General features: G+C 50.9%; 29 protein-coding genes, 1 tRNA gene and 1 pseudogene. 18 read left to right on the top strand and 13 right to left on the bottom strand.

Going from position 1 to position 26,009, the window contains the following annotated elements:
• Window positions 1–30: 30 nt before the first annotated feature.
• Together SIB80_RS11270 and SIB80_RS11265 are read right to left on the bottom strand one after the other, a co-directional pair.
• Entirely contained in the window at window positions 31–627 is a 597-nt protein-coding gene (locus tag SIB80_RS11270; protein ID WP_205909695.1) for a GIY-YIG nuclease family protein, read from the bottom strand.
• 118 nt (window positions 628–745) lie between these two features.
• Entirely contained in the window at window positions 746–1,471 is a 726-nt protein-coding gene (locus tag SIB80_RS11265; protein WP_063419589.1) for a response regulator transcription factor, read from the bottom strand.
• A gap of 116 nt (window positions 1,472–1,587) precedes the next feature.
• Between SIB80_RS11265 and SIB80_RS11260 the strand changes: the two genes are divergently transcribed.
• The 3 genes from SIB80_RS11260 to pyrF are packed head-to-tail and all read left to right on the top strand — an operon-like array spanning window position 1,588 to window position 3,982.
• Entirely contained in the window at window positions 1,588–1,914 is a 327-nt protein-coding gene (locus SIB80_RS11260; protein ID WP_063396279.1) for a DUF1825 family protein, read from the top strand.
• Between the two features lie 59 nt (window positions 1,915–1,973).
• Entirely contained in the window at window positions 1,974–3,221 is a 1,248-nt protein-coding gene (gene tyrS / locus SIB80_RS11255) for a tyrosine--tRNA ligase (RefSeq protein ID WP_063419507.1), read from the top strand.
• Between the two features lie 23 nt (window positions 3,222–3,244).
• Entirely contained in the window at window positions 3,245–3,982 is a 738-nt protein-coding gene (gene pyrF, locus SIB80_RS11250; protein ID WP_063419588.1) for an orotidine-5'-phosphate decarboxylase, read from the top strand.
• Here pyrF and plsY read toward each other — a convergent pair.
• From plsY to SIB80_RS11230, 4 genes are all read right to left on the bottom strand, one after another.
• Window positions 3,970–4,584: a glycerol-3-phosphate 1-O-acyltransferase PlsY gene (gene plsY / locus SIB80_RS11245; RefSeq protein ID WP_063419506.1), complete on the bottom strand. Its 615-nt coding sequence runs from the start codon at window positions 4,582–4,584 to the stop codon at window positions 3,970–3,972. The two genes, pyrF and plsY, sit on opposite strands and share 13 nt — an antisense overlap.
• Window positions 4,585–4,586: 2 nt before the next feature.
• Window positions 4,587–5,603 carry a DUF3086 domain-containing protein gene (locus tag SIB80_RS11240; protein WP_063419505.1) on the bottom strand — a complete coding sequence of 339 codons (1,017 nt, stop codon included), beginning with the start codon at window positions 5,601–5,603 and terminating at the stop codon, window positions 4,587–4,589.
• A gap of 163 nt (window positions 5,604–5,766) precedes the next feature.
• Complete coding sequence (locus tag SIB80_RS11235; RefSeq protein ID WP_063415797.1) at window positions 5,767–6,513, bottom strand: MlaE family ABC transporter permease; 747 nt, start codon at window positions 6,511–6,513, stop codon at window positions 5,767–5,769.
• Window positions 6,510–7,865: an MFS transporter gene (locus SIB80_RS11230; RefSeq protein ID WP_063419587.1), complete on the bottom strand. Its 1,356-nt coding sequence runs from the start codon at window positions 7,863–7,865 to the stop codon at window positions 6,510–6,512. The genes SIB80_RS11235 and SIB80_RS11230 overlap by 4 nt, the downstream gene beginning before the upstream one ends.
• 135 nt (window positions 7,866–8,000) lie before the next feature.
• Between SIB80_RS11230 and SIB80_RS11225 the strand changes: the two genes are divergently transcribed.
• Window positions 8,001–8,071, top strand: a tRNA-Gly gene (locus SIB80_RS11225).
• 16 nt (window positions 8,072–8,087) lie between these two features.
• Here SIB80_RS11225 and SIB80_RS11220 read toward each other — a convergent pair.
• Window positions 8,088–10,157: a glycogen debranching protein gene (locus SIB80_RS11220; protein ID WP_063419586.1), complete on the bottom strand. Its 2,070-nt coding sequence runs from the start codon at window positions 10,155–10,157 to the stop codon at window positions 8,088–8,090.
• A 77-nt stretch (window positions 10,158–10,234) separates the two neighbouring features.
• Here SIB80_RS11220 and SIB80_RS11215 point away from each other — a divergent pair, with 77 nt between their 5' ends.
• From SIB80_RS11215 to SIB80_RS11190, 6 genes are all read left to right on the top strand, one after another.
• Window positions 10,235–10,891, top strand: coding sequence for an MBL fold metallo-hydrolase (locus tag SIB80_RS11215; RefSeq protein ID WP_063419504.1), 657 nt, complete (start codon window positions 10,235–10,237; stop codon window positions 10,889–10,891).
• Between the two features lie 159 nt (window positions 10,892–11,050).
• On the top strand, window positions 11,051–11,326 hold the full coding sequence (locus SIB80_RS11210; protein ID WP_011130763.1) for an HU family DNA-binding protein: 276 nt from the start codon (window positions 11,051–11,053) through the stop codon (window positions 11,324–11,326).
• An 88-nt stretch (window positions 11,327–11,414) separates the two neighbouring features.
• Window positions 11,415–12,335 carry a tRNA glutamyl-Q(34) synthetase GluQRS gene (gluQRS, locus tag SIB80_RS11205; protein WP_063419503.1) on the top strand — a complete coding sequence of 307 codons (921 nt, stop codon included), beginning with the start codon at window positions 11,415–11,417 and terminating at the stop codon, window positions 12,333–12,335.
• A gap of 90 nt (window positions 12,336–12,425) precedes the next feature.
• Window positions 12,426–12,623 (top strand): hypothetical protein, encoded by a 198-nt coding sequence (locus SIB80_RS11200; RefSeq protein WP_063419502.1) that lies wholly within the window; start codon window positions 12,426–12,428, stop codon window positions 12,621–12,623.
• A gap of 321 nt (window positions 12,624–12,944) precedes the next feature.
• Window positions 12,945–13,070 (top strand): hypothetical protein, encoded by a 126-nt coding sequence (locus tag SIB80_RS11195; RefSeq protein WP_255454348.1) that lies wholly within the window; start codon window positions 12,945–12,947, stop codon window positions 13,068–13,070.
• A gap of 21 nt (window positions 13,071–13,091) precedes the next feature.
• On the top strand, window positions 13,092–13,604 hold the full coding sequence (locus SIB80_RS11190; protein WP_063419501.1) for a hypothetical protein: 513 nt from the start codon (window positions 13,092–13,094) through the stop codon (window positions 13,602–13,604).
• Window positions 13,605–13,790: 186 nt separating this feature from the next.
• Here SIB80_RS11190 and SIB80_RS11185 read toward each other — a convergent pair whose 3' ends face one another.
• The gene (locus SIB80_RS11185) at window positions 13,791–15,494 is read right to left on the bottom strand and encodes a protein adenylyltransferase SelO (RefSeq protein ID WP_063419500.1); all 1,704 of its coding nucleotides are present in this window, start codon (window positions 15,492–15,494) and stop codon (window positions 13,791–13,793) included.
• A gap of 900 nt (window positions 15,495–16,394) precedes the next feature.
• Here SIB80_RS11185 and SIB80_RS11180 point away from each other — a divergent pair.
• The 3 genes from SIB80_RS11180 (at window position 16,395) to SIB80_RS11170 (ending at window position 17,482) form a co-directional block, all read left to right on the top strand.
• Window positions 16,395–16,655, top strand: a complete 261-nt coding sequence (locus SIB80_RS11180; protein ID WP_063419498.1) for a hypothetical protein — start codon at window positions 16,395–16,397, stop codon at window positions 16,653–16,655.
• Window positions 16,656–16,862 (top strand): hypothetical protein, encoded by a 207-nt coding sequence (locus SIB80_RS11175; protein ID WP_041384534.1) that lies wholly within the window; start codon window positions 16,656–16,658, stop codon window positions 16,860–16,862.
• A 428-nt stretch (window positions 16,863–17,290) separates the two neighbouring features.
• Window positions 17,291–17,482: a hypothetical protein gene (locus tag SIB80_RS11170; protein ID WP_236076912.1), complete on the top strand. Its 192-nt coding sequence runs from the start codon at window positions 17,291–17,293 to the stop codon at window positions 17,480–17,482.
• Between the two features lie 302 nt (window positions 17,483–17,784).
• Here SIB80_RS11170 and SIB80_RS11165 read toward each other — a convergent pair.
• A pseudogene (locus SIB80_RS11165) lies at window positions 17,785–18,750 on the bottom strand (carbamoyl-phosphate synthase).
• Window positions 18,751–18,825: 75 nt separating this feature from the next.
• Between SIB80_RS11165 and SIB80_RS11160 the strand changes: the two are divergent.
• Together SIB80_RS11160 and SIB80_RS11155 are read left to right on the top strand one after the other, a co-directional pair.
• Window positions 18,826–18,987, top strand: a complete 162-nt coding sequence (locus SIB80_RS11160) for a hypothetical protein (RefSeq protein WP_169246969.1) — start codon at window positions 18,826–18,828, stop codon at window positions 18,985–18,987.
• Window positions 18,988–19,048: 61 nt separating this feature from the next.
• Window positions 19,049–19,357, top strand: coding sequence for a hypothetical protein (locus SIB80_RS11155; RefSeq protein WP_413681484.1), 309 nt, complete (start codon window positions 19,049–19,051; stop codon window positions 19,355–19,357).
• A gap of 927 nt (window positions 19,358–20,284) precedes the next feature.
• Here the strand turns inward: SIB80_RS11155 and SIB80_RS11150 are convergent.
• On the bottom strand, window positions 20,285–20,461 hold the full coding sequence (locus SIB80_RS11150) for a hypothetical protein (RefSeq protein ID WP_169190016.1): 177 nt from the start codon (window positions 20,459–20,461) through the stop codon (window positions 20,285–20,287).
• Window positions 20,462–20,547: 86 nt separating this feature from the next.
• On the opposite strand from SIB80_RS11150, the gene SIB80_RS11145 reads away from it, so the two are divergent.
• A complete protein-coding gene (locus SIB80_RS11145; RefSeq protein WP_196757079.1) occupies window positions 20,548–20,703 on the top strand; it encodes a hypothetical protein in 156 nt (51 codons plus the stop codon).
• Window positions 20,704–21,181: 478 nt separating this feature from the next.
• Here the strand turns inward: SIB80_RS11145 and SIB80_RS11140 are convergent, their stop codons facing one another.
• Window positions 21,182–21,934: an MBL fold metallo-hydrolase gene (locus tag SIB80_RS11140; protein ID WP_063419720.1), complete on the bottom strand. Its 753-nt coding sequence runs from the start codon at window positions 21,932–21,934 to the stop codon at window positions 21,182–21,184.
• A gap of 778 nt (window positions 21,935–22,712) precedes the next feature.
• On the opposite strand from SIB80_RS11140, the gene SIB80_RS11135 reads away from it, so the two are divergent.
• On the top strand, window positions 22,713–23,045 hold the full coding sequence (locus SIB80_RS11135) for a hypothetical protein (RefSeq protein WP_011825262.1): 333 nt from the start codon (window positions 22,713–22,715) through the stop codon (window positions 23,043–23,045).
• 623 nt (window positions 23,046–23,668) lie between these two features.
• Here SIB80_RS11135 and SIB80_RS11130 read toward each other — a convergent pair.
• Both SIB80_RS11130 and SIB80_RS11125 read right to left on the bottom strand, forming a co-directional pair.
• Window positions 23,669–23,854, bottom strand: coding sequence for a hypothetical protein (locus tag SIB80_RS11130; RefSeq protein WP_236066038.1), 186 nt, complete (start codon window positions 23,852–23,854; stop codon window positions 23,669–23,671).
• 904 nt (window positions 23,855–24,758) lie between these two features.
• Window positions 24,759–25,223 (bottom strand): secondary thiamine-phosphate synthase enzyme YjbQ, encoded by a 465-nt coding sequence (locus SIB80_RS11125; RefSeq protein WP_063419723.1) that lies wholly within the window; start codon window positions 25,221–25,223, stop codon window positions 24,759–24,761.
• Window positions 25,224–25,507: 284 nt separating this feature from the next.
• Here SIB80_RS11125 and SIB80_RS11120 point away from each other — a divergent pair, with 284 nt between their 5' ends.
• Window positions 25,508–25,852, top strand: coding sequence for a hypothetical protein (locus tag SIB80_RS11120; RefSeq protein ID WP_063419724.1), 345 nt, complete (start codon window positions 25,508–25,510; stop codon window positions 25,850–25,852).
• The last annotated feature ends 157 nt before the right edge of the window (window positions 25,853–26,009 follow it).

Genomic DNA, 26,009 nt, shown 5'->3' with positions numbered 1-26,009 from the left:
GATGAGGTGGCGCGATGTTAGCCGTGCCGTTTAGCTGCATTCAGCTGTGAACGGGGTGCTCCAGCGAGCTCTTGTTTCTTTGTTGAACGGTGGCAGCCAGTGCTGGATCAGTTGTTGCTCGAGCTTTCGACGGGCTTTGGTGCTCTCGGGAACATCGCTCCAAAAACGGATGCTGAGCTGGCTTGTTAGTCCTGCCTTGGCCAGGGCTTCGGCATAGGCCGCCAGGTAGGCCTTGCAATCATGCTCACCCTTCCAGCGGCGATCTGCAGCAATCGTTTCGCCCACATAAAGCAATAAAGGAGTATTGAGGTCTGCTGGGCGGTCCATCACCAGATAAACGGCTGGGCCATGGTGAGGGCTGTTAGGCCAGCGCCAGAAGCTCAGGGGGAGAGGGGTGAGCTGCAGGGGCTTCAATTGGTCGATGACTGTTTCTTGATCGCTACCAAACAGCGAGCTCTGCCGAGCGATATCTGGCTCTCCTTGGAATAGATCGGCTTGATGGCCTTGAATCCGCCTCTGCCAGCTTTGTAAAAGGTCGCGGCTAAGAATGAGCTCCTGGCGGGGGGCGAGCCCTGCGGATGGAACTTGGTTTGGGAATAGGTGGCCCTGACCACGCGCGGTTTGCATTGATTGATCACCTTTGCGGAAGCTTTGGAGCTGCGCTTGTTGGCTCAAAGTGCAAGATGCCAATCACCCTTTGGGGATCGCTCATTGAGGGGACGTTACCGAGTCAGTGAAGGCAGCGTTATTGCCAACGTGGCAGTCTTTGAGGTAACTCCACCAGCCCATCACGAAAAGCCACCACCACAGCATGGGTGCGATCTCGTGCTGGCAATTTTTGCAGCAGGCTGTGCACATGGCTCTTGACCGTATCGATCGAGAGATAGAGCTCATCGGCAATGTTTTGATTGCTCATCCCTTTACAGATTCCTCGAAGCACATCTCCCTCGCGCAAGCTGAGGTTGTCGATTTGGCTGCTGGTCTTGCCATTGCCGAGACGACCGTGACGTAAAACTCCTGCAACCACACTGTCTAAGTAGGTGCCATCGCTTTCGATTGCGCTTAGAGCTGCTAGCAGGGTGCCACTGCCGACGAGCTCATGGGCACAGAGGCCATCGCAATGGGCTTCTATTGCATCCAGCAGGGTGCGTAATACAGGTCGTTGAATCAGCATCAGGGCCTTGAGATCAGGCTTGAGCTGTTTTGCTTTACGGACCAGGCTTGGGCCATTCCCGCTCTCCAGTAGATCGGTGCAGATCAGGAGATCTGCATTAGAGCTTTTCAGGCAACTGAGGGTCTCGTCCTCACTGGTTGCAGCCCCAACGAGGGGACCCAGGCAATCAAACCAGCCCACCCAACTTGTGATTAAGACGCGATCGGCTGTGGCGACAACAGTGCGACTGCGACGTAGCAGGGGATGGCTTTGTTGACTTGTTTTCTGGAGAGAAGAGATCCGGGGAGTGATGTCCACTGGTTGCAACCAGGTAACAGGAGCGGTTAGAGCCTCATTGTGGAGATTACGTTGATCCGCACTGTTTCTGACGACGAGAATTTTGCACAATTCCAACCAACAAGCCCAGGGCGTTCATGGCCTTCTTTGAATCGGAGATTGTTCAGGAGGAGGCCAAGCGGCTGTTCACCGACTATCAACAGCTGATGCAACTCGGTTCTGAATATGGAAAGTTTGATCGGGAGGGTAAAAAAAAGTTCATCGACACCATGGAGGAGTTGATGCAGCGCTATCGCGTGTTTATGAAGCGTTTTGAGCTCTCCGAGGATTTTCAAGCAAAGATGACTGTTGAACAGCTGCGCACTCAGTTGGGCCAGTTCGGGATTACGCCTGAACAGATGTTTGAGCAGATGAATCAAACCTTGACCCGGATGAAGACAGAGCTTGAGCAGGACTCTGGCTGAAAGTGATGACTGGCTGACTTGCTACCCGTACGATCCGCTCAGCTAGAGATCCTCTAACCATGCCGGAGACGCCGATCACCATGCCGGCCTGGTTGGAGCGGGGCATGGTTGACTTGTTCCCTTCAGGCCAATGGGGGGATGCTGATCAGCAACTTGCGACTCGTCTTGAAGAGGCTCGAGAACAAAACCGACCCCTAAGGGTCAAGCTTGGTATTGATCCCACTGGTCGTGATATCCATCTGGGACACAGCATCCTGTTTCGCAAACTCAGAGCTTTTCAGGATGCGGGCCATACAGCAGTGTTGATTATTGGCGATTTCACTGCACGAATCGGTGACCCAACCGGCAAGAGCATCACCAGAGTGCAGCTCACCTCTGAGCAGATTGAGGCCAATGCGACAACCTATCTTGCCCAGCTGGGTAAGGGGCAGTCAGAGGAAAGAGCGCTGCTCGATTTCACAACCCCTGGGCGCCTGGAAGTGCGACGTAATACTGAGTGGTTGGCTGACTTGGATTTGCCCGAGGTGATTGGTTTGTTGGGCACTGCCACGGTTGGGCAAATGCTGGCTAAAGAAGACTTTGGCAATCGGTATGGCTCAGGTGTTCCGATAGCTCTGCATGAGTTTCTGTATCCCCTCTTGCAGGGTTACGACTCGGTAGCGGTGCAGGCAGATGTTGAACTTGGGGGGACTGATCAGAAATTCAATGTCGCCATGGGGCGGGATCTTCAGCGTCATTTCGATCAGCGCCCTCAGTTTGGGCTCCTACTCCCAATCTTGGCTGGCCTGGATGGGGTGCAGAAGATGAGCAAGAGTCTCTCTAACACTGTGGGACTGAATGAGGATCCCCTTTCCATGTATTCCAAGTTGGAGAAGGTTCCTGATGCCCTTGTCAGCAGTTACGTGGTTTTGCTTACCGATCTCGACCCTGAAGCTTTACCTGTCAATCCGCGTGAACGGCAGAAGGCCATGGCTCTTGCGGTCACGGCCAGCCGTCATGGCATCGCGGCGGCTGAAGCAGCCCAGAATGATGCAGCCAGATTGGTTTCCGGCTCTCAAGATGACGCTGCATCTGTGCCAGAAGCGTTGCTTTCGGATGTGAATTTTCCGGCCAAGGCCTTTTATCTGCTAAGTGCGATTGGACTTTGTGCGAGCAGTAGCGAGGCTCGGCGTCAAATCAAGGGTGGTGCGGTACGCCTGGATGGCGAAAAAATTACCGATCCCAATTTGGAATTCACTGACTCCAGCCTGCTGATGGGCAAGGTGCTGCAAGTGGGCAAGAAAACCTTTCGTCGTTTGACGCGTTGAGTGAAGGACCAAACCCTGCTGTGATGACCTCGCCATTGACTCCTGCCGATCAACTGATCATTGCTCTTGATGGCATGGAGCGGGCTGAGGCCCTTGCATTCAGCTCAAAGTTGCCAGAGGTCAGTTGGGTCAAGGTGGGCCTGGAACTGTTTGTTAGTGCGGGGCCAGAGGTTTTGGCTGATCTACGGGAGCAAGGGTTACGGATTTTTCTTGATCTCAAGTTTCACGATATCCCTGCCACCATGGCAGGAGCTTGTCGCCGAGCAGCGAGCTTTGGCGCTGAGTTGATCACGGTGCATGCCTGTGCTGGCCTTGCTGCCCTTGCTGAAGCTCAGAGGGCTGCTTGCGAGGGGGCTGCGGAGGTTGGCTTGTCAGCACCCCGGCTGTTGGCCGTCACTGTGCTCACCAGTTGGGATCAGAAGCGTCTAGCGAATGAGCTGTGCATTCCTCAGTCTATTCAGGCCAGGGTGGAGTGGTTGGCTGAGTTGGCTGCGGAGTCAGGGTTGGGCGGCTGCGTGTGTTCTCCCTGGGAAGTAAGCGGCTTACGCCGACTTCATCCCTCGCCATTTGAGTTGGTGACTCCTGGTATTCGCCCCTCGGGGGCTGAATTGGCGGATCAGGTCAGGGTCATGAGTCCTGCAGCGGCGCTGAATGCAGGAGCTTCACGTTTGGTGATTGGCCGGCCGATTACCCGTGCTGTTGATCCGGCAGAGGCGTTTGCACGCTGCTGCTTTGAGATTGAACAGCGTCAGCTGGACTGACCGAGGCGAGGTTCGGTGCCCGCCAGTAAGCGTTGCAGATTGGAGCGGTGTCGCCACACCACCATTGCCATGGCGGCAAAGGCCACCGCCAGGTAAGCAGGCGATGAGTTGCCTTGAAAGCGCAAGATCATCAGCAACGGCAAGCTGAGGGCGGCGATGATGCTCGATAACGACACGATCCTGCTGAAGCTCAGCACAGTGAGGAAGATGCCGAAACAGGCCAGCCCTACAGGCCAGGAGATGCCTAGCAGCATCCCAAGACCTGTTGCGACAGCTTTGCCACCTTTCCATCCCAGCCACACAGGCCAGATGTGACCTGCCAAGGCTGCTAGACCTGCCGCAACTTGCCAGCCATCATCCAGCTCAAGTGCCCTAGCAACAAGTACGGCGGTTGTGCCTTTGCCAACATCGATAAGGAAAACGGCTAGGGCAGGACCTTTACCCACCTGGCGCAACACATTGGTGGCCCCGGTTGATCCCGAACCCTTCTCACGCAGGTCGATTCCTGCCAGCCATTGGGCTGCAAGATATCCGCTGGGTAGTGAACCGAGCAGATATCCCATGATTAGGGAGAGAAGATTCCCAAATAGAGAGTTGAACATCATCAGAGCAGTTCTTCGTCTTCGAACCGTTCTTGCGGCCCAGCTGCAAAGGCTAGCCATAGCGGGAACTGAAGCACGGGGATCTCTACGCTGCGTTGGGCTGCATCAATCAGGATGAGGGGAACTTCCCCTCGTTCCTCAAGTCGGTCGGCGCGTTCTACAAGAGCTTCGCCGCGTTCAAAAAGAACAATGCCGCTGCTAGGGCCGAAGTCTTCTCGAGCGAGGCCTAGAGCATCTTGAAGGCCACGTCGCCATTCGCCAAGCCGCTCTGGTTCGCCGGCAAGCACCAGGCTTTGGAATCGGTCGCCATAGAGTTCACCGAGGATGGCAATCAGGGCTGCAGCCACAAGGATGTTGCGTGTTCGGCTGTTTCTGCTTGGCTGTGCTCCTCGCCCACCCTGATTGAAAAACCAGTCTTCTAGAAGTTCTTTGTCCCTGGGATCAAGGCTGCGTCGCAATTTCCAAGGATCGGCGTAGAAGTCTGGTTGACTTAGAAATTGCTCCAGACATTCACGGATCAGGCTTTCGTCTGGTTTAAAGGTGTCAGCAACAGCTAGGGCGTTGTCCTGAGCGCCGGCTTCGGGCGTTGACTTGGGTTGGTCTAGGGGAGAAGGTTGGACCACAACAGGCTGCACAACCAGTTCAAGTTGCTCCACTGATTGGGCTAGGTCTTGCAGAGCGCCTGTGAGGTAGTCCTGGAAGCCTTTGACCCGCCTGGCAATAGCATCGGACTGGCCAGCGAAGGAACTGCTGAGCTCCTTTTCCAGTTGGGATTTGCGGTTGGAGAGGTCTTTGATTTCTGCTTCGAGTTGATCGCGATGTTGCTGCAGCTCCGTCAAGGCCACTTGCAGGAGTGGAGCAAGATCTGGTTTGTCTTGAGGAGCAGCTAGGAGATCGGATTGAGAGTCTGCTGAGTTCTGCGAGGGCTGTTCAGGCGCAAGCTGTTGAGGAGAAGGCTGTTCAGGAGAAGTCTGCCCAGGGGGAGGCTGTTTGCGGAGGGGGAGGTCGGCTTCAGGCATGAACCAGGCAGGCAGTGGTGGTCTTGCTCTCAGGAGAGATGTTGGGTCTGTTTGGGGAGTTAATGAGAGAGGGCCGATCTGAACCCATCACTGATTTGGGGGCGATAAGGGGGTAAGCAGGATTTGTCAATAGCTGTGCGTTTGCTTGTGGGCCTTGATGACATCAGCTGAAAAGAATCTGGGTGAGCAACACATCCATCAAAGACACTGTGACCAGGGTCATCACAACAGCGCCAGTGGTGCTGGTGCCAACTTCTTTTGGACCACCACGCGTTGTGAGGCCCCACCCGCAAGCCAGAACAGCAATCTGAAGGCCGAAAACCAATGATTTGATCAGCATGAATGGCAAATCATCCGGAGTCAGCCAGGTGCGCACGGAATTCCAGAAGACCTCTGGTGGAATTTGATAAAGATTGGTGCTGCTGACCTGGCCGCTCCAGAGGGCTATACCGAAGAACAGCATGCATTGCACCGGTGCCATGACCACCATGGCGATCACTCTTGGAACCACCAAGTACTCAACCGGTTCAGTTCGCAACATGGTGATGGCATCGATCTGTTCAGTGACCTTCATGGTCCCCAGCTGAGCTGCATAGGCCGTGGCTACCTTGCCAGTGAGCAGCGTGGCGGTGAGCAGAGGGGCGATTTCCCTTGCCATCCCAATGGCGAGAATCCCTCCTACCGTGGATCCAGCACCTTGTCTGCTCAGTTCTGCGGCGACCTGGATGTTGAAGACCGTTCCTGCGGCTAAGCCTGTGATCAGCACAATCAGGAAGCTGCCTGGACCGGCCTCCATCAGCTGATCAAACAGGTCGACCTTGTTGATACGACCTCGGGCGGTGGCTGCCACTGCCTGGCCTCCGATGATGAGGCTGCTGCCCAGTCGCTTCAGCCAGCGAGGAGTCGTCATGACATGGCTGCCTGGTTGTGAGAGTTCCTTTCGGGCCAGCCTCGCATCACCACAAGACCCAACGCCACAAGTACTGCGGGAATGAATCCCATGCACATGCGAATGGTGATCAGAGCGGATTCGGGTTGATCCGAGTAGCTCAGTGCTCCGCCTGCTTCTACCACTGAGCGATAGCCAGACAGTGAAAGCAGAATGCCGAGTAGTTGGATGCTCACACCAATACCGATTTTCTGAACTAGCACCATCCAGGCGGTGTAGAGGCCTGCTGGCTTGTCAGGGTCAGCATCAATTGCATCTGGTAGCAGACACCAAGGGATGAGATAAGCATTTGCGGCTCCAAACCCCACCATGCCAATGGTGGCCAACAAAGCCATCAATCTCAGACCATCAGTGCCGGCTGTAGGCCAGAGGTTGGCGAGGGATGCATCAGCGGAGATAGGGGGGAGCAGCATCGAAACAACACAAGCAGCTATCCATAGACATCCACCCCAGCACAGGGCCCTGATTCGCCCATGGCGATTGGCATACATGCTCCAGACCTGAAGGCCGATCAGGGCGCAGAGCTGGAAGGGCAGCAACATCCAGGTGGCCAGTTCTGCGGGTACGCGCATCAACTGAACCAGGTAAATCAGAGCAACTGGCTGCATCAACTGCAAAGCGCACCAGAGCAATAGGTAAAGCCCCAGAACTTTGAGGAAGCGTCTGTTGCTGATGATCCTCACAAGCTGTCGACGTAGGGGCTCGTGATGGCAACGGGGGCGCCTGGCGGTTTTTGTGAAAGGGGCCAGCCCCCAGCAGCAGGCGAGGGTGGCTAAAGCTGCGATTGTGCCGGTGATGCGGCCCATGGCCAAGTAACCGTTGGCACCGTTGACCAGCAGTAAAGGCGTCACAATCAAGCCACTTGCACCGGCGATGATTGATCCGGTGAATCTGGCGGCGTTGAGACGGTTGCGCACAGATGTGTCTTCTGTGAGCTCTGTGGAGAGGGCGGAGTAAGGCAGATTGACGCTGGTGTAGGCGGTCATCAGCAGAATCGCCATCACGATGTAATACATCGTTTTCTGGGCAACGTCTCCGGGAGGAACCCACCACATGGCAGCCAGGCTGATGCCGAGGGGGAGTGCTGCGCCAAGCATCCAGGGAATCCTTGGGCCCCAACGAGTTTGGGTGTGATCGCTCAGCCAGCCGATCATTGGGTCATTGATCCCATCCCAGAGCTTGATCACCATCAGCAGTGAGCCGGCAACAATGGCAGGCAGCCCGGCGGTCCCGGTAAAAAACACGAAGAGGTAGAAGCCGAGCAGAGTTGCTGCCAGCCCGGTGCCTGCATCGCCAAGGCCATAGGAGATCATCAGCCGGCGGCGTGATCCCTCTTGAATCGCTGTGGATTTCGTCAAGCTGCAAAAAGGGGGATGCGCAAGGTCATAATGCAGGGGCGCTGAAACGCAGATCCATTTCGTCTATCGCGATGGTTCTGCTGTGCTAGTGCGGGCGTTGTGTAGTGGTAAGACCTCAGCCTTCCAAGCTGATGACGCGGGTTCGATTCCCGCCGCCCGCTTTTTTGATTTTGCCTTTTAGAGCTTGAGTTTTGAGGCGTATTCCTCTGCCAGCAAGATCAACATGCTGCGGTTCTGCAGATCAATGTCCTCTGAAGTCCATGCATTAGGTCTTGCGGGTAGATCATCAGGGCTAGGACGTGCTGTGTCCAGGATGCGGTGCCAGGCAGAAGTCGGTTCAGGCAGATCAAAGTGCATGGCTTTGCTGTAGGCGTTGAAGCCCATCCACATCACCGCACCGCTGAAGCCTCGATTCAGGCTGTAGCAGATGGTATGGGACCAGCTGCCCCAATCGGGCTTGTCGATCTCAACACCATGCCATTGCAGCCAGAGATCGTCTGGACTCTGCTGAAGACGTACGGGCCTCTCCTCAGGGGGGTGATTGATGGGAGAGAAGAGTTCCGAAAGTTGGTGGCGAATCATCAGCAGCCTGCTGACGAAGAGGTGCAAATCCATATCGCATTGTTCAGGGTTCCAGAGCATCCAGCCGAGCGGGTTGTCCTGACACCAGCTGTTGTTGTTCCCCCCCTGGCTGCGGCCCACTTCATCTCCCATTAAAAGCATTGGCACTCCTCTTGAAAGCAACAGGGTGGCGATCAGATTGCGCATCTGGCGATGGCGGAGGGCCTGCACGGCATGGTCACTGCAGGGGCCTTCAATGCCGTTGTTCCAGCTGTTGTTGTGATTTTCACCGTCGCGGTTGCTCTCTCCATTGGCGAGATTGTGTTTGCGGTTGAAACTCACCAGGTCATTGAGGGTGAAGCCATCGTGTGCAGTGATGAAGTTCAGGGAACGTCCCAGCGGAGCTGGTTCACCTTTGTAGAGATCAGCACTTCCGCTTAGGCGTTGTCCCATCCTCCAGGCGCTGTCTTCGTCTCCTTTCCAGAAGGCACGTAGGTCATCTCGGTAATGGCCATTCCATGTTCCGATTCGTTGTGCTGGGAAATCGCTGAGTCGATAGAGGCCACCGCAATCCCATGGTTCGCTAAACAGTTTTAAATCGCTGAGCTCTGGATCAGCTTCAATCTCTTCAAATAGGGGAGGGTGTTCGAGCGGCTTTAGGCCTTCGCCTCGGCTCAGGGCAATCCCTAGATCGAAGCGGAAGCCATCGACTCCTAGTTCGATGGCCCAGCAACGCATCGACTCGAGAATCAGCTGCCTCACGATTGGACGATTGGCGGCGATGCTGTTGCCGCAACCACTTACATCCAGGTATTCGCCACTGTCGTTTTGGTGGTAATAGAGAGCATCGCTGAAGCCTCGCCAGCTGAGTGTGGGGCCATCAAGGCCGCCTTCTGTGGTGTGGTTGTAGACCACGTCAAGGATGACTTCAATACCCTCGTCATGACAGGCCGCAACCAGCTCGCGGACTTGTTGGCGAGCCTGCAATGGATCGTCACCATGAACATATTTGGGATGGGGAGTGAACCAGTTCAGAGGGCTGTAGCCCCAGTAGTTGTCCCGCCCCGTTGGCGCATCAGAGGGATCGAAAGCAAAAATAGGTAGCAGCTCTATTGCGGTGATACCCAGTTGTCGCAGATAGGGAAGTTTGTCAATGAGTCCCAGGAAGGTGCCTTGGCGCTGAGGTGTTACCTCTGACTTCGTGCCGCTGCTGAACCCTCCTACATGCAGTTCGTAGATCACGCTGCGGTTCCATGGGGTCCTGGGGCGTGGATGGGATGCGAAGTCAAAATGTTCTCGTTCGCACACCACTCCCTTTAGGCAGGCTTGGATATTGGGCGACGATCCTTTGGCCTGTTCTCTTTGATAGATGTCCCAGCCACTGATGGCTCTTGTGCAGGGATCAAGCAGCACCTTGGAGGGGTGAAAGCTATTGCTGTCAGGGTTGTGGGGGCCGAAGATCCGATAGCCATAACAGCAGCCAGTTTGCAATCCTTCCACCTCAACATGCCAGTAGTCGCCGGATCGATGGCAAGGCTGGAGCTCGAGGATGTGTTCTGGCTGCGTGGCATTTGCATCGGCAAACAGCAGCAGCTCCACGCGCTTTGCAGTTGGGGCGGCCACAGAGAAATTGACGCCTCGTGTTGTGATCGTGCTGCCCAGGGGCCAAGGAGTGCCGAGATGCATCTTGCTTACAGCTGTGTCTGCGGCGAGGCAGAAAGCATTGGGCACAAGCGAAGAAGTTCAGCCCGTTTCACAATGTCATGACGTTGTCCCAAGCATTGGAGTCGGGCAATCCTCCAGAGCAGCTGAGCGGGCCCCTCTGGGTTTTCCCACCCAATGGAGACTGTGACGGGGGGACAGCATGGTGGCTGGGATGTGACCCCGAACCCGTCTTAATCGACTGTCCGCCTTTAACGACAACCACTCTTGAGGCTCTAAAACAGCTCGCCTCGGGTCGCACGGCCCGGATCTTGCTGACCAGTCGAGAGGGGCATGGCAGGGTGCGTGCGTTTCAGGATGCACTCGGATGGCCTGTCTTGGTGCAGGAGCAGGAGGCTTATCTCCTGCCCGGGCTGACTTCGCTGGACAGCTTTGTTGATCAACACACCACCGCTGCGGGGCTGCGGTTGCTTTGGACGCCTGGGCCAACACCAGGGAGCTGCGTGGTTTTTGCTCCTGATCCTTGGAACGTACTTTTCTGTGGACGTTTGTTGATTCCTGTCGCGTTTGTTCAATTGGCTCCATTGGCGCATCGGCGGACTTTTCATTGGCCTCGCCAGCTCAGAAGCTTGCAAAAATTGCGCCAATGGATTCCTTCAGATTCAAGGCCTGCACTGGCTTCTGGTGCTCCCCTTGGGCCCCTCCGAGGAGAGAAATTGGCCCCATGGGATGCCTGGACATTGCAGGCAAATCAGTGAATCAAATTGTTCAATTTTCGTATAAAGCGTTGCGCCACGGTCCCTTTCGGTTGCCGGCAGCGGCTTGAGTCCATACGATTAGCGCGAATCGGGATAGCAGGGACGGATTTCGTCTTCTGCTCTGTCACTGAACAGTTTCCGTACCATCACCCCTTTCCTATGAACAAAGCTGACCTGGTCAACCTCGTCGCAGCCCGTACTGAGCTAACGAAAACAGATGTCTCCTTGGTGGTGGATGCTGCCATCGATACCATCATCGATTCCGTAGTGGAGGGGAAGAAGGTCTCCATCCTTGGCTTCGGATCCTTTGAGCCTCGTGATCGTTCCGCTCGTCAGGGTCTGAACCCCAAGACAGGGCAGAAGATCAAAATCCCTGCCAAGCGTGTTCCCGCATTTACCGCAGGAAAGATGTTCAAAGATCGCGTTCAGGGCTGATTGTTTAGCCCTTGTTTGCAGACGGGCGGTCGTCACGGCCGCCTTTTATTTGTGGGCCTACTGAGTCAGGGCTCCTTCCATTGATTCAATGGCCACGTCCTCTGAACTGCCTGATCATCTGTATGAGCAGATGGAAGCGGGGCAGCGGCTTAGGAATCAGGGCTATCGGGGCAGGTTTGCCCCGTCTCCGACGGGACCATTACACCTGGGCAATCTGTGCACTGCTCTGGTGTCTTGGTTGCAAGCGCGCTTGGCTAATGGGGCTTGGCTGTTACGGGTGGATGACCTGGATCAACCTCGCAATCGTGTGGGAGCGGTTGAGAGCCTCCAGCAGGATTTGCACTGGCTAGGCCTTGATTGGGATGGCCCCGTGGTGTTTCAGAGCCGCCGCCGTGGGCTTTACAACTCTTTCCTCTCGGCTCTGCGGCGTCAGGGGAAGTTATATGCCTGTCGATGTAGCCGGCGAATGTTGGCTGATATCTCAGCACCAGCTGGGCGGCATTTGGTTTACCCAGGCACGTGTCGAGATCTGGAGCTGTTTTGGGGGTGGCATGAGGGCAGGCTGCCCAGTTGGCGTTTAAGGGTGAGCAAAGAGTTCTCCCATACCAGTGGGGACGTGATTTTGCGGCGCGCTGATGGTTTTATCGCTTATCACTTGGCGACGGTTGTTGATGAACTGACTCTCGGGATTAGCGAGGTGGTACGCGGTGAAGATTTGCTTGACGCCATGAATGCACAGCTCGCTTTGATCAATGCGATTTCAGAGCGGGCTGTGATCTATCGCCACGTGCCGTTGTTGTGTGATGACCAAGGCCGAAAGTTGGCCAAGCGAGAGGGACATGCTGGTTTGGACAGCCTGCGTTCCGAGGGACTAGGGCCTTCTCATGTGGTGGGCTGGCTTGCTGCTAGCCAGAGCCTTGTCCCTTTTGGCGCTGAACTCACGGTAGGGGAGTTATTGAGTGAGTTGAAGAAGAAGGAGGGGGGGTTGAAAAGCGTGCTGAAACCTTAAAGGCGCAACGGCTCCAATTCTTAACGAAGCCTTCGGGATCGCAAGCGCAAAAATGTATGAAAATAAATAGCCACTTAATGCACACAATCAATGTCGATCTGCCCTAACTGCGGAGGTAGTGGCATTCAACGCATCAGTCATTTGAGGTTTCGTACCTGCTTGGACTGTCTTGGCCAGGGGAGCGTCATAGAAGAGCTGAACACTGGTTACGCGCTGAAGTCTCCAGCTGGAGATCTTCAAGCAGAACAGACGATCAAGACTCCTATGGCTGCTTCTGTGGTGAGCTGATTGAGATTAGTTAAGTTTTTGCAAGCGATTAAGATTATGCAGCTCCCTTAAGAAAGGGGAAGGTTGATCAATACATCAATGTTGTGCATTAAGACAAGTATGAGTTGAGAGCTTCGGTCAATTGAGCTTTAGTCCCTTGATGCTATTGACAACGCTCAGTGGCGCGATCAAGCGCTTGAAACGCTTTCGCCAGTGGTATCTCTATGCACGCCAAGGGTGTTTCTAATTGTCACTAGGTTGGCCGGATTTTCAAAACGCTTGTGAGCAACTGCAAGAAAGAACTAGAAGCAAGAAGAAGAGTGCCTCGCCAGGTGAGGCGCGATGGCATTGGATTCTCGATCTTCGCTCAATCAGAGGGCGCTGGTTGGTGTGATGTGGTTGCAGGGAAATCATCTGGCATCAGTTGATGAGAAGGCATTGACCATCGGCTTGGGGCTGCCAACGTGAAGTTACATTCAGTTGGAATCAATGAGCCCCACCTCTCGCATAAAGGGCGTTTCCCTTATGTCTTTGGTGGCTTTAAGCCTGGGATTGCAGGGAGCTCAGGCACAAGGCATGCTGCCCGGATGCCGACTTGAGAATGGCAGTCTTCAGTGCTTTCCTGGGCTCACTGCTTCCCCTCAGGAACAGATTCATGTTTTAGAAGGCCGCATTTCAGAGGATCAAAAGTCTGAAGAGCAGGTCGAGCAAAACATCGAAGGTTTAAGTCGTTTTGTTTTGGAAGGAGATGCTTTTGAAGGGCAACTGCTGAAGGCGGACCTGATGTTGGATGGTGACGCCATTGAATCGGTTCACATTCACTGGTATCGCCGCAAAGGTAACGGACATTGGCAGCTTGTAGCGAACGCTTCTGAAACCACCTATCAGCTTGGAAGCGACGATCTAGGACGTTCTCTGATGGCCGTCTTGACTGTTTCTACAAGTGATGGAAATGTGAAGCGAACTAATAGCAACGTGATTGGCCCGATTACTGCTAGATGATTCAGCTGATCAGGAGATTTCATTTTCTGCTTGTGGGCGGCTACCTATCAATGACTTCAATAGACTTTCAATTCTAGGTCGAGATCCATCAGCGCACTGATAATGAAGTTACTGCTTTTTGTGAGTCAACGACTAAAGCTTTTTGGCTAATATTTATTATTCCAATGGTTCAGCTTTTATTTGTCCTCAAGATGAACAGCTATAGTGCGATATGCCACCAGCATTAAAGAATGCCTTAGGTTTTAGGCGATAGTATTTATCTTCTATTTCTTTTGATTGCTCATCATATGGATGACTTAGCACTTCTTGTAGCTCTTTCACTAAGGAATAGTCGCCTTCTTCGGCCTGCTGATAGGCAGGGGCAATTAACCACTCTCGCCAAGTATATTTTGGATTGGTCAGTTTCATGATTTTTGATGTCTCTGTTGAATTGCCATTGTTGATGACGCGCTCGCGCCAGCTTTGTAGCCAAGATTGCCATTGCTCATCGATTTGTTGTGAAGTTTGGAAGTAGAAGCTCTTTTTTAATGCTGATAAATCATTTGGTATATGAGATAGCTCGCGAAAGAAGATCGTGTAATCCACTTTTGAATTGATCATTAACTGCGATAATTCCTCAAATAGATTGGAGTTGTATTCTTTCAAGCCAAGCTTGGCTGCCCACATTTTTTGGATTTGTTTATCCATGGCTTGTGCAAAGCCATCACGCACTTGGTTAAACTCTTTTAGGGCTTTAGCATCTTCTTCAAGTAGCGGCCTTAAAGCTTTCCAAAACATATGATAATTTGCTTCCGCCGCGATTGGCTGATTGAAGTATGAAAAGTGTTCGCCGCCGCCAGTCCAAGGCTGAAATGCTGGATCAAAGATTTCACAAAATCCAAATGGTCCATAGTCGAGGGTGAAGCCACCTGCGGCGCAATTGTCACTGTTGAAATTGCCTTGGCAGTAGCCAATGCGGAGCCAATTTGCTGTCAATAAATTAAGGCGATCACGAAAGAGCCGCGCCAACTCGACCAATTGAACTGTAAAAGAAAGGTTTTGATTAATGTCATTTTTGTATTCTCGTTCAATTAAATGCGACACAATCATGCGCAACTCTTCTAATGCTCTTGGATGACTATTGCTGCGAGCGCGACGCGCAAATAATTCTAGTTGACCAACTCGCAAAAAGGATGGTGCGACGCGAGTTGAAATTGCTACAGGATTATCCACCAAAATATCAGGGTCGGTGGATTGGGTGTGTTGAGAATACCAAGGCCGGGTGATTGTCTCAGATTTAGAAACATAGAGTGTTAACGATCGCGATGTTGGAACACCTAAAGCCTGCATATATTCTTGCGCTAGAAATTCACGCACACTTGAACGTAGTACTGCGCGTCCGTCGGCACCACGGCAGTAAGGCGTTGGACCACCACCTTTTAATTGCATTTCCCAGCGTTTGCCATTAATGATTCCTTCAAATACAGATATCGCTCGGCCATCGCCATATCCATTACCAGTGCCAAATGGACATTGTTGGTTGTATTCTCTGCCATAAATCGATAGTGCATAACCAGTTGCCCAGCCAACCTGTCGCATAGGCTCACGCGTAGCAGAGAGATCACCTGAAAATAACTTGCAAAATCTTTCATCAAATGCCAGCTCGTTGTTTAAGCCAAGCTCATTAAAAAATGTGGTGCTATGAGTTACATATTCTGGGTTTTTAAGCGGCGTGGGTGTTACAGGTACGAAATGACCAGAACAAACTTGTCGGGCGAGGTGATCATCACCATCTACCTTGGAATCAGGGTCAGTATTTAAACTATCCATCAGAGAATAATCCGCCAGCTTCTCAAACTCATCGACTGTTGTTACCCAGCGAGAAGCAGATGGTTCAGATGGATGCGACATTCTTGTTAAAAGTGACTTAGGAGGCCCGCCAAAGGTCCTTTATGTGTTTTGAACACCAGCGCATAAGCAAAAACGTTGAGTCTAAGGAACTTCTCTAGGGTGTTTTCTTGAAATTCGTTTTGCTGCAGTGGGCTGCTAAGCCTGATTTAGGCATCAACCCACCTTAGTATTCAACGATTACTCTCCTAATGGCTTTAAGCCCTTTGCTTTTTTGGTGGGTAGAGGTGTGCTGTCTTCACATACAGGATGCGGGAACACGTTGCACCAAATAACACTATTGAGCCTGCAAGAAGAACGTTCCAAAAGAAAGGAGGGATATCAAAAAGAAGGTAGTGGAGAATCATCCAGCTCACCCATGCTTAAACAGCACTTCTAGATATAGCAATGCAATGCCATCCTGGCTGCTGAAGCCAGCCCTTACCTGCTCGATTCGTTATCTGGGCTACTGGTTTGGTGTGGGATGCCTGAAGGAGAAGCCTTTTGATTTGAATGCCACCTTATACAGAGAGAAGACCTGTCTCCCGTTACTGCTGAGGTCTACACCCTATGGGTAAACAAGAGAGAAGAGCACGCTTCAAAGCGATGGCGAGCTCTGAGAGGAAAGCTCTGATCAGGAAAAAAATGAAAGCAGCAGGGCTAGTAGAAGGCAGTGGGGTACCTGGGACAACCTTGTCTTCATACGATCAAGAGCAAGTAAGGGAACTGATCCGAATTACCAGCTGTTTCCCTGAGATGCGCACCGATTAGGGAGACGCACTCCACCGTTAACAAGGGGCCAGCCTGTTGGTTCACGACCGTTAACAGGATTTTGGTTTTTTTGTCTGACCAAAATTGACACTGTGACCCCTTTCCGTCTCCGTTGAATCGTCACTAGGCTGCTCCTGACGCAATCACCAAGACATGCTTCGCTCGTTGACAACCGCTGCAGCGGCAGCAGTTCTGATGTGCACCCCTGCGATGGCATGCAGCAATCAGTTTGAGCAATTGGTTTCACAGTCTCAAGAGAGTGACGTTTACTTCCGGCGTAAGAGCAACCAGCCGCTGGTGAATGAACAGACCAGCATTGATGCAGAGAACTGCACTGCCAACGCAGATGGAGGTTTCACCTGTGACACCAAGGTGGTTAACCCCGTAAGCCCAGACAACAAATACAGGAACTAAGTGGACAAAAAGCCCTTTTGGGAACCAAGGATGATCTGGCGAGCGGTTGTGATCGATGTTGTGCTGTGCGTGCTCATGCTCACCCTCTCGGTCATGTCTGATGAACAGTTCTGGCGTGTGTTCTATGCATCCGGTTCCCTGCTAGCGATCATTGATGCGATATGGGCATCGCGTGTACTTGATGCTGTAGAGGAAGAGCAAGACTAAACACACAGCTGACGCCACTTCCTCGTCTAAGGCTCATTGCTAGGCATGTCAAAACCATGAAAAAGGCGCCCTCATCGAGCAGCGCCCATACCGACAAACTTGTGTGAGGAGTGTCGTGTCTCGATGCTACTCCTCTATTGGGCTCTTGATTAACGAAAAGTGAGTGTATGAAGAGTGTTCGTTTTTCTGTCATCATATTTTGATTAAAAAATCTTCTATAGTTCAATCTAAGGCTGATGAGTTTAAGAGTCGACTGAATTGGATAAAGCTGATATGACAGCCTGAAAACAGATAGAATCAGTTAATGTTGCTCAGCCTTCTTAAACCTTTCGTCAATATTGGATTGATGTTCCAAGCGCCATGAGCGTTTCTGCCATAAATATCGCCATAAGAGTAAAGGCGCTCCCAAATGCCACTGGGGTAGTCGCATGCTCAAACAGTTGGTGAGCAGTGCAAGAACTACAAGGAAGAAGAAGAAGGTTTCTCCTGGCCAACAGCAATTGCCATGGGCTTGGGATGTTCGCCTCAATCAAATCCCTGACGAGTGGCATCAAGTTGTGGTGAGATTTAGAAGAGCAAATGGCATCCGTGATAGTGATTCACGTCTGTTGCTGTGGTGAATATGTTGAGCGAATAAGGGTAGAAATAAGGGAGAAGAATATTCAGGCTTTTCGCTGGTGTGCCTTGTAGTTTCGGGTTGATGCACTGAGTGCCAGGGAGCGTCAGTATTCAGGCTGTGTTGATGGCAATGGTGCCAGCTCTTCGAGGTTAATTTGCGGCTTTATGCGGGTGATTGAAGAAACAAAAAGCCCCCGCGATTGCAGGGGCCATTAGAAGGTATCCTCATGAACACCATGGCAAAAAGATATCGTTAGGGTGTCAGAAGATCAATCGCAGGAATTCACGTTTAAAGCGCCAAAATCTATAAACCATACCTTGGTCGTATAATAAAGGCGCCGTGGTCGTGCACCCTTGCATCTCGATTGTCTGGTGTTGCAGATAACGCTTGAATTGCAGGCATTACTGCTGGTTCTTTCTTGCTAGGTGCTCCATACCCATTACTGCCAAAGTGATATTTAATGTCTGCCGTAAAGCGAGTATCAAAGGCTTCATCGTAAGAAAGATTGGTGCCAAGCGTTAAACCATTGCTGATGCTGTATGCGAGTCTTCCTTTAACACCAGAACCATCAGCATCATCGAGATCACCTTGCTGGTAGTAATTACCAACAGAAGCATTGAGATCAGGTGTGATGCTGTAGCCAACATCTAATCCGTAGGTATCAAGAGAACCGCCTTTGTAATGGCTATTTAGGCGTTTCTCGACATCACCAATAGGAACCAGTGCATAGGCATTGAAGTTCCAAGTGTCTGAGACTGCTTCTAAGCCTGCAGCAACCTGAGAGAAGAAGACCTCACGCTTATCAAAGATATTCACGTTGGTATCAGCATCACCTGTATTCATCGGCCGGCTCTCATGGCCAGCATTGATGCCATACATCCAAGAGCGGTCACCATTCAGCCAGCGATAACCCAAACGGGTTGATGTGCTGATCGAGGTACCAGCAACCTCTGTATTGATGATGCTGCTTTAGCCATCAAAATCAGAGAAGTTGGCATTGGCTAAAGCATCAATAAACCAAACGCTGTTCTCACCAACAGCAATCGGAAGAAAGGCTCCAATGCCGGCTTGATTGGGTGTGCCTGCTCCTTGAAGTGCTCCTTGAAGACCCCAGTTGAACTGCACAGCATCTTTGAGGTTGATCTCCATCACGCCAAGATCTGCTGCACTGCCTTCGTCTTCAGAAGCTGCTGGCTGTATAGGAGAACTAGCTAAGGCAAGAGCAGCAGCACCAGCAAGCGACAGAGGAAGACGAACCGAACGCTGCATGGGGATTGAACGCTTAAAAGTTCAGCCAAAATCGCTTTAAAAACTGAGGTGTAGAGCAGAGCTTGAGGCAGTCTTTTGGTTGGCATTGCTGGCCCTCATCTCTACGCTGCTGACAGCGCCTTTGCATCAGGCTGTGCTTTGGTCACATCAACTGAAGAAAAAGGCACTTTCTTGATGAGCGGCATGCAAATTACTTTTGAGCATTTGCGACCGACCCATTCATTTGCGTTGAAATAAGCACCCTTCTTGCAAAGGAATCATGTTGCTTTCAGGGCAGGAGTCGCAGAGATGCTGCCTCTTGCTGCAGCTTGTGCTCTGTGGTTCTCTTCCACTCCTAGGGATGATTCCTGTAAGAGCGGCTGAGCTTCCAGGCCTAAGGCCGCTAGCACTCGCATGCTTTGACTCTGGTCAGCTAAACGCATGCCAAGCCGCGTTGCTGCGGGCGGAAGCCCTGCAGAGACGTGCAGGCGCTCAGAGCAACTATCCCTGTCAGACCTTGCTGCTTGGCTTGCAAGCCGATGTGATCATGAGTCAGCTTCGGGCTGGCCGTGGTGATGATGCTTTGATCATGCTGGAAGAGGTCAGCAATAGTTGTCGAGGTTTGTGATCTAAGAGAGCAGAACTAGTAATCTCTTGAATTGCTTTTAAACGTCTTTAGTGTTGCCCTGGCAACCCTGATCGGCAGTTCAAACATTGATTTGATCTTCATGCGCTCCTTGCTCCGCCCAGGGCAGATGCAGCACGAGCCTTGCGAACTGATTCTTGGAGATGGGCTTGTCACCTCTGGCCGCAGAAATATTGGAGTTCCTTTTCTTGTAGCTAAGCTTAGAAGACTTTATTCTTCATTTCGTTGCAGATCGGAAGCAGTTCATTCCCAGCTTTTGGAGTAATCACATCTTTTGTTGCTGCCTGACTAATCTCTAAGTTTGTGAATTGTAATGGATCTGTATCAAGACAATGCAATGGTTCGCAGCGTCTAATCTAGTTTGGTAGTGGCTCTAAAGAGGCTTTCCTGCTTGTCTATTGACTTTCAGTATTGAGCTTCTTGCCCGCGATTAGCTCTATGAAAAACTATAATTTTGTTGATTAATAACTTAAAGCATGCCTGCAAAATCCAGGGTATTTGCATACTTGGGTCGCTGATAATCATGGGCCTCCTTAATGTTCTGCCCTTTCAAGTCTGGCGAGCTGATGCTATAATGGTTTTTAAGGGTTAAAACTCTTTTCCTGCCTCCTCCCATCGTCGACACTTGTTAATGATGGAAGCTGTGATCTGCTTGTTGATCCATGTTCAGAGATCTGCTCCTTGCGTTGCCTGTTGAGCAAGACATTTTGATTCAAATTGTGTTGGCGTTTATCGGCCTATTTGTTTGGCTGTGGGCCGTTGGCAGAGGAGGGAGTTGGGCTTTTGGTGCATTTGTAGTAGCGCTTTGGTTCTTGACAGCGATTGGGTTGATTAGCTGGAATTTTTCGGAATAGCAAGCAGCTCAATCCCCTCTTATGGATAGAGGTTTGCGGAGAAAACACTTGTTTTTCAATCCGCTTGAACAAGCCACAGCTGTTGTATTTCCATGCAAGTGCTGAGTGTGTCGCCGCTTAAGCCTTGTGATCCTTCGCTGCTTGCTAATCGCGCCAACCATGCTTTGCCTTGCTTGAGTCGAGTTGTTCTGTTCCCTTGTGGTTTCTTGGCGCTTTGCGGGGCTGGGCTCATCAATGAGGCTTGTACTTCAATTCATGTTTGCAACAGCGAAAGCATGAAAAGGCGCTAGTCTTAATAGACGCTTGCTTTTGCGATCAATGAATTCTGCACTCTCAAGAAGTTCAGGCCTCAACTGGGCTCAGAAGACATTGGCCACTCTGTTTGCGTCGACTCTCTTCATTTATGGCTTGGATCGCACAGTACCAGGCGTTCACAACTTCTTGATGGGTGCCTTCTCCTGCCACGGTGGCTGAGTCTCTAGTTTGAATAGTCAATTTGTATTCAAAGACCCGGATTTTTGATCCGGGTCTTTTTTTGTGCGGGCAAAAAAATCAAAATGGGCTATCAAAATTGCGTTGACGTTCAAGGAACAGCAGATGATCCTTTTAGAAAATAGTTTGCTATTAACACCATAATCCTGATGTGGATTGTGCTCTTCAGAGCAAGGAAATTTGCATGAGATGAATCATGTCTATCCCTGTGAAGAGGCTCAGTCTCGGCTTCAGCCAGTTTTCGCAGCGTTAAAGCTCAGATCAAAATAACCCCTTCGTTTTCAAGACACGCTCCAGAGATTCCTGCTTTGCTTCGCTGTAGTCGAGACAGCTTTCAGAAGCCTCTGGCCTGAAAGAACGATTGATTGCCAACATCACCTTTTTTTGTCTTTGTCATGGCCTCAATCTCGTCAGTTTGAGATTCTCTTGAGCTTGCTGACGGGGCTCATCAGCTAGATGGTTAAACCAGAGATTGCTTGGAGGTAAGGGCGTAGCGTTTGCCGGGTTCTGGGTCAATGAACTTGACCCGAGCAGGCATCATTTCGGCAACGTCTTTTGCTGATCCCTCCATCTGCATAAAGCTGCTCAGCAGCCCCTCGAAGCGAACATTCCCTCCAGCAGTGCTAGCAAGGACGGTGCTTGGCTCAAATCTTTTGAGCAATTCAGGCAGGACTTGACGGCCTTTCACAAAAGCCCCTGCAAGAGGCAGACCAAGATCAACCACCGGGGTGATCACCGCATCAACGGATTGTGATTCGATTTTGCTGTCGAGAAAACCATGAGGTTCAAGGTAGATCTTGCCGTCAGCATGGCTGATGAAATAACCGTTTTCGATCGAGGGCACCATGGCTCCAGCGGTCGCGCGGATGGTGAGTCCAGCGATGTTGGTGCTCTCTCCAGGATGCAATGGCGTTACTTGTGTAAACCCCAAGCGCCCAACTAGTTTTGCGGCCGAGGGGGAGCCAACGATCTTGAGATCCCTGGGAAGAAGTTGCAGTGTTTCTGGGTGGGCATGATCTGGTAAACCCTGGCTTAAAAGCAGCAGATCAAGGTTGTCAGGCACAGCCCAGTCGCAGGGCAGTCGGCCATTCAGCAACCAGGGGCCTGGTGGGAAGGAGAGTTGGCCGGTGAGCCAGGGATCCACTAATACCCTGCAGGCACCAAACTCCAGCAACCAACCGTTGGCACCAAAATAGGTCGCTGCCAGGTTCATGATCTGCTCAGGCTCTGAGATCTGACCCTATCGGGGATCTGGTATCGATTGCTGGATGCACCCGTCTTGCAGGTAGGAATTCTTTTAACTGGCAGCTGCCATCTCCTTTTAAAGAGATCATGCTCTGCATGGCGATCATGTCCAAGTCGCATGCTGTTGAGTCGTGATCTGTCGTTGATAGAGCTAGGCATGCGAGCTCTGCCTTAGAACAATCAAATTTTGGTGCAGGTCTCTTTCTCAATGAACTTTCATCCATTGATAACGCCTGCCCTCACAAGTAAAGACGACGATCCCAACTTAATCGATTGGCGAGACATCTGCTTCGGAAGTCGAATATTTAGGCGACTCATTAAGAGCCTTTTAAGGTGGCTGGAAAATAAAAAAAAAGTATTAATAAGCCAGTAGAGATTGGCTTGGAATTGTGATGATTGTTTGATTTATTGCTCTTGCTCAATTCATCTATTCTCCCTGGAATACCGCAGATCTAGCTTCATTCTCTTGGTTATTTAGAGATATCTTTTGATCTGTAAATCTTGTGAAATGATGATGTAAAATGCGTGCTAAATTCGAAGTCAAGCATTTGTAGGCTTTTGCTTTGATGTAGAGATGGTGAACGAAAATCTGGGTAGATCTATTGCTATCACATCAAACTGATCAGATTGTCCGATCGTGAATTCCGTCAGGGATGGGGCCTGTTGTAATTTTTAGCGGAGCCCAGCTTCATTTTTTCTAAATGTGGTAAGGTTCGGCGTCTTCAAGTAAAGGCTGCTAAAAAATTATGCCTCCAGTTCTTGGCAGTTTCGGCTCCCCTGTCATCGTCCTTACCGGGACTCTCGGTTGGCAGTTCTATTTGGTATGTGTCTTCGTGATCGTTGGCCTTATCCTCACTGGTTATATCTTGCCCTCTTCCGGCGTGTATGGCTCTCTGAGAGGTTGGGGCACAGGGACTCCATGGCTAGTCGGCATTGTGCTACTGGCTAGCGTTGTGACGGTGGTAGAGGTGGCTCGCGGTCTGGTTGGCCCCTCCTTGGCTGTTGGCCTATTTATGCTGATCCTTGGATTGCTTGTCCTCGACCAGTTGGGTCGGCAACTCTCTAGGTCTGGTGGTTGATTGCTCGCCAATTTTCTTCTTGGTGCTCGCATGAGCAGTTAGATCTAAATTGATAGGCACTTTTCATTGGTACTGATTGGATCAACCAATCTCTCAGAAGTATCATCACTGGATTTAATTAGCGTTGATATCACTAAAAAGCCCAGCTTTTAAAGCTGGGCTTTTTTTATTGTTTTTCCCGTATAGCTTTGTCGACTTTTTGTTTTCGTGATCCACCGCTTTTGGCAGGTTCTTGCATCTTCATTTGAGAGGCAGTGGGCTGGCTGAATACCAGTGGTGAGTTTGATCACAGGGCTGATTGCTCAGCATGCTTCTAGTGCTTTCACTGTCTTCAGGCTGATGACAGTGACATCTGGGGCTTCAATAGCAGGTGCGCTATCAGCATTAGATCAAACGAACCTTTAGGGATCACCAAGCGCATTCACAGTCTTGGCCGTTCTGATTAAGCAGGGTGTTATTGATGTGGTCACACAAAGCAGTTGTTCTTCTTGCCATCGTCGATGCTGCGATGGGTCAGCGTGATGGACGAGCACATTGAGACCTTTCATGAGCTTGCTGCCTTGCCTGATGGCTAGCTTTTTAAAGAGGTCAATCTTGCCCCCAAGCCGAAAGCTGTCGAGTTCTTAGTGTCCGCACCAGAGTGCACAGGTTGCAGTCACAACAGCGATGACCAGCCCGCCCCATTTGATGACCTTCTGAGGAGCATTGAATGTGGTGCCCACCAGGATTGCGGAAAGGTTGATCACCATGAGTTGATCAGCTGAAGGCGAGATGCCGAAAGGCCCTGCAGTGGCGAGCAAGTTCATCATGAGTGTTGACAGTAAAAAGACATTAGAGCAAATATCCTCTGGGATACAGTTCAGTTGTGTTTGTTCTCCTGGGTTGAGTTAGCAAGGCTGCCCCCAATCAGATGGCGACCTAGATAATCAATATTCCGTAGATATGAAACTTTTCATGGTAGTAGTGAAACAGTTTAAACCTATTTGCTATAGGAATACAGGTGACACCTTGTGCAGGGGGGTGGATACTTCCTAAGCATCCATTTTTGGCAGGGATATCAAACTCTATTGCCAGTGATGGGATACTCGCGTTAGCAAGATCCTCAAGAGGGATGCAGACTCCTGGCCTTGCCGGTGAGGGCTTCCTTCCCCAATCATTAGGAAGTTTTTGAGCGTCATGATCACCCGACCAAGTCGATTCGTGATAGCAGATAGGAGACTCACAATGGCGAATATATTTTTACAATGTTCATTGAATTGCTCAAAAATCGAATGATCACCCTCTAGCAGTATTGGCTGAGCAGTCGTCAAGAGCAGCGATTTGTTTTTAGGAGAACCTCATCTTCGATAGGTCTGTATGCCGGCGTGTTTGGCTTTAAGTGCTAACCAATTCATGCATACAGGAAATCTGCTCAATCAAGTGAGCCAAGTTGTTCAGCTTCTGGATATCAGGGGTGTTAAGAATTAGCCCGAGTGATGAGTGTGATTGACCTTGATAAAAAAAACTGTGATGGCATTCCAGCAGCGCTTTCATTGGAGCACCTATATGATCTTTTGTCTTGGCTAGGTGATTGGCCTGTTGAGATGCTTGTTTTCGCATTCGTTATGCACTGGTTAGGAGTAACTCTTGGCTTTTAGCTCATCGCGTTGGTGTTAATTAGGATGGTGTAAAGATTGGGGGGGCTGGTTGATTTTGAGGGATCATTTTAAGCTTTTAAACACCCAGAAAGCTCACGCCAACCTGTCGCCGCTGTGGACCGTCTAACTCCACCAGGATGACATCTTGATATCGACCTAGCACGAGTTGGGCATCCTGGACAGAAACCGTGAGGTGATTCCCGAGCAGCAACGCCTGTAAGTGTGCATGGGCATTTCGCGGTTCATCCTCAGGGATATTGGGGCGAAGATGAAGGTCGTTGTGTTTCCAGGTCAGATCCGCTGGGGCCAATTGATTGAGCCAATGCTTGATGTCTTCAAGTAGGCGTTCTTCCCATTCATTCACTATCAGGGCTGTGGTGGTGTGCAGACCGGCCAGCACTAGAGCACCCTCCCTGTAACCCTGTTGCTCGATAAGTTGCTGCAGGGGTTCGCTGATGCGATGAAAGGCCAATGGCCCTTCGGTCATCACCGTGATAAGACCCTTATTCCGCTCAAGAGTGTTGATCTCATTAGTAGGCATGGGGCCAAACCTCGTCAGTGATGAAATTAGCTGCATTGCTATTTTGTCGCTGAATATTGGTTCATATGCAAGTCAGTCTTTGCGACCACCTCTAGCTTCTGAACTATGAACACAGCTTTGAGGACTCATCAATTAGCCATCATTCAGCACCCAAGCCGATTGAATCGAATGGCATAGTCATTGCTCCATTAAAGATGAGCGCTTTTGATTCCTGAATTTTATTGAAGGCTGCTTGTCGTTAATGGATATGTGCGTGATCGTCTAAGTGCGTCAAAAGGAGGTTCATGGCTGCTCTAGTTGTTTTTGTGCTTATTCTTCTTTCTTTTGGGGGCATTGTTTTAGGAGTTGGGGCTTTGATCCTGCTGCTCAATAAAGGTGAAAAGGCTGAGGAGATAAAAGCCCTCCTTGAGGGCATGTTGATTGACCTTAAAGACCTTTTCGTTAGATTTGTAAGATTATATAATCTTCTTGTGGCATTTGTTAAAGAGCTAATTCAGCGTGAACCAGAGGGAATTGATGAAGTTGCAAAAGCTGAAGATGTGACTTCTGTCGCATTAGCCAGCGAAGCCGATGATGCGGGCATGCATGAATGTGTTGCTGAAGAGAAAAGCAATGATGATCGATCTTAGTACTGGATAGGCAAGTCAATGGGTTGAAGAATAGATCATTATTCGGATATAGATTGCAATCCATGCTCATGCTCGTCCAGTTATTCTTTAATCAAATCAGCAACAATTTCATGTTGATCTCTGCGGAAATGCCTTGGCTTTTTATTGGTGTACCTTT

Origin of the sequence: Prochlorococcus sp. MIT 1327, from assembly GCF_047304785.1 — a bacterium.
Lineage (GTDB): Bacteria > Cyanobacteriota > Cyanobacteriia > PCC-6307 > Cyanobiaceae > Prochlorococcus > Prochlorococcus marinus_D.
The sequence above is the reverse complement of the archived record's forward strand: the minus strand, read 5'-3'. Positions and strand labels throughout refer to the sequence as shown.

What these genes read in the sequence shown, in the direction of transcription:
- pyrF (WP_063419588.1), top strand. Translation starts at nt 3,245, where the DNA reads ATGACCTCGCCATTGACTCCTGCCGATCAACTGATCATTGCTCTTGAT.
- SIB80_RS11215 (WP_063419504.1), top strand. Translation starts at nt 10,235, where the DNA reads ATGACGTTGTCCCAAGCATTGGAGTCGGGCAATCCTCCAGAGCAGCTG.
- SIB80_RS11130 (WP_236066038.1), bottom strand. Translation starts at nt 23,854, where the DNA reads ATGATGAACTTGCTCGCCACTGCAGGGCCTTTCGGCATCTCGCCTTCA.
- SIB80_RS11135 (WP_011825262.1), top strand. Translation starts at nt 22,713, where the DNA reads ATGCCTCCAGTTCTTGGCAGTTTCGGCTCCCCTGTCATCGTCCTTACC.
- SIB80_RS11210 (WP_011130763.1), top strand. Translation starts at nt 11,051, where the DNA reads ATGAACAAAGCTGACCTGGTCAACCTCGTCGCAGCCCGTACTGAGCTA.
- SIB80_RS11240 (WP_063419505.1), bottom strand. Translation starts at nt 5,603, where the DNA reads ATGCCTGAAGCCGACCTCCCCCTCCGCAAACAGCCTCCCCCTGGGCAG.
- plsY (WP_063419506.1), bottom strand. Translation starts at nt 4,584, where the DNA reads ATGTTCAACTCTCTATTTGGGAATCTTCTCTCCCTAATCATGGGATAT.
- SIB80_RS11125 (WP_063419723.1), bottom strand. Translation starts at nt 25,223, where the DNA reads ATGCCTACTAATGAGATCAACACTCTTGAGCGGAATAAGGGTCTTATC.
- SIB80_RS11195 (WP_255454348.1), top strand. Translation starts at nt 12,945, where the DNA reads ATGGCATTGGATTCTCGATCTTCGCTCAATCAGAGGGCGCTGGTTGGT.
- SIB80_RS11260 (WP_063396279.1), top strand. Translation starts at nt 1,588, where the DNA reads ATGGCCTTCTTTGAATCGGAGATTGTTCAGGAGGAGGCCAAGCGGCTG.
- tyrS (WP_063419507.1), top strand. Translation starts at nt 1,974, where the DNA reads ATGCCGGAGACGCCGATCACCATGCCGGCCTGGTTGGAGCGGGGCATG.
- SIB80_RS11270 (WP_205909695.1), bottom strand. Translation starts at nt 627, where the DNA reads ATGCAAACCGCGCGTGGTCAGGGCCACCTATTCCCAAACCAAGTTCCA.
- SIB80_RS11140 (WP_063419720.1), bottom strand. Translation starts at nt 21,934, where the DNA reads ATGAACCTGGCAGCGACCTATTTTGGTGCCAACGGTTGGTTGCTGGAG.
- SIB80_RS11185 (WP_063419500.1), bottom strand. Translation starts at nt 15,494, where the DNA reads ATGTCGCATCCATCTGAACCATCTGCTTCTCGCTGGGTAACAACAGTC.
- SIB80_RS11120 (WP_063419724.1), top strand. Translation starts at nt 25,508, where the DNA reads ATGGCTGCTCTAGTTGTTTTTGTGCTTATTCTTCTTTCTTTTGGGGGC.
- SIB80_RS11220 (WP_063419586.1), bottom strand. Translation starts at nt 10,157, where the DNA reads ATGCATCTCGGCACTCCTTGGCCCCTGGGCAGCACGATCACAACACGA.
- SIB80_RS11200 (WP_063419502.1), top strand. Translation starts at nt 12,426, where the DNA reads ATGTCGATCTGCCCTAACTGCGGAGGTAGTGGCATTCAACGCATCAGT.
- gluQRS (WP_063419503.1), top strand. Translation starts at nt 11,415, where the DNA reads ATGGCCACGTCCTCTGAACTGCCTGATCATCTGTATGAGCAGATGGAA.
- SIB80_RS11230 (WP_063419587.1), bottom strand. Translation starts at nt 7,865, where the DNA reads ATGATCTCCTATGGCCTTGGCGATGCAGGCACCGGGCTGGCAGCAACT.
- SIB80_RS11180 (WP_063419498.1), top strand. Translation starts at nt 16,395, where the DNA reads ATGCTTCGCTCGTTGACAACCGCTGCAGCGGCAGCAGTTCTGATGTGC.
- SIB80_RS11190 (WP_063419501.1), top strand. Translation starts at nt 13,092, where the DNA reads ATGAGCCCCACCTCTCGCATAAAGGGCGTTTCCCTTATGTCTTTGGTG.
- SIB80_RS11150 (WP_169190016.1), bottom strand. Translation starts at nt 20,461, where the DNA reads ATGAGCCCAGCCCCGCAAAGCGCCAAGAAACCACAAGGGAACAGAACA.
- SIB80_RS11235 (WP_063415797.1), bottom strand. Translation starts at nt 6,513, where the DNA reads ATGACGACTCCTCGCTGGCTGAAGCGACTGGGCAGCAGCCTCATCATC.
- SIB80_RS11145 (WP_196757079.1), top strand. Translation starts at nt 20,548, where the DNA reads ATGAATTCTGCACTCTCAAGAAGTTCAGGCCTCAACTGGGCTCAGAAG.
- SIB80_RS11170 (WP_236076912.1), top strand. Translation starts at nt 17,291, where the DNA reads ATGCTCAAACAGTTGGTGAGCAGTGCAAGAACTACAAGGAAGAAGAAG.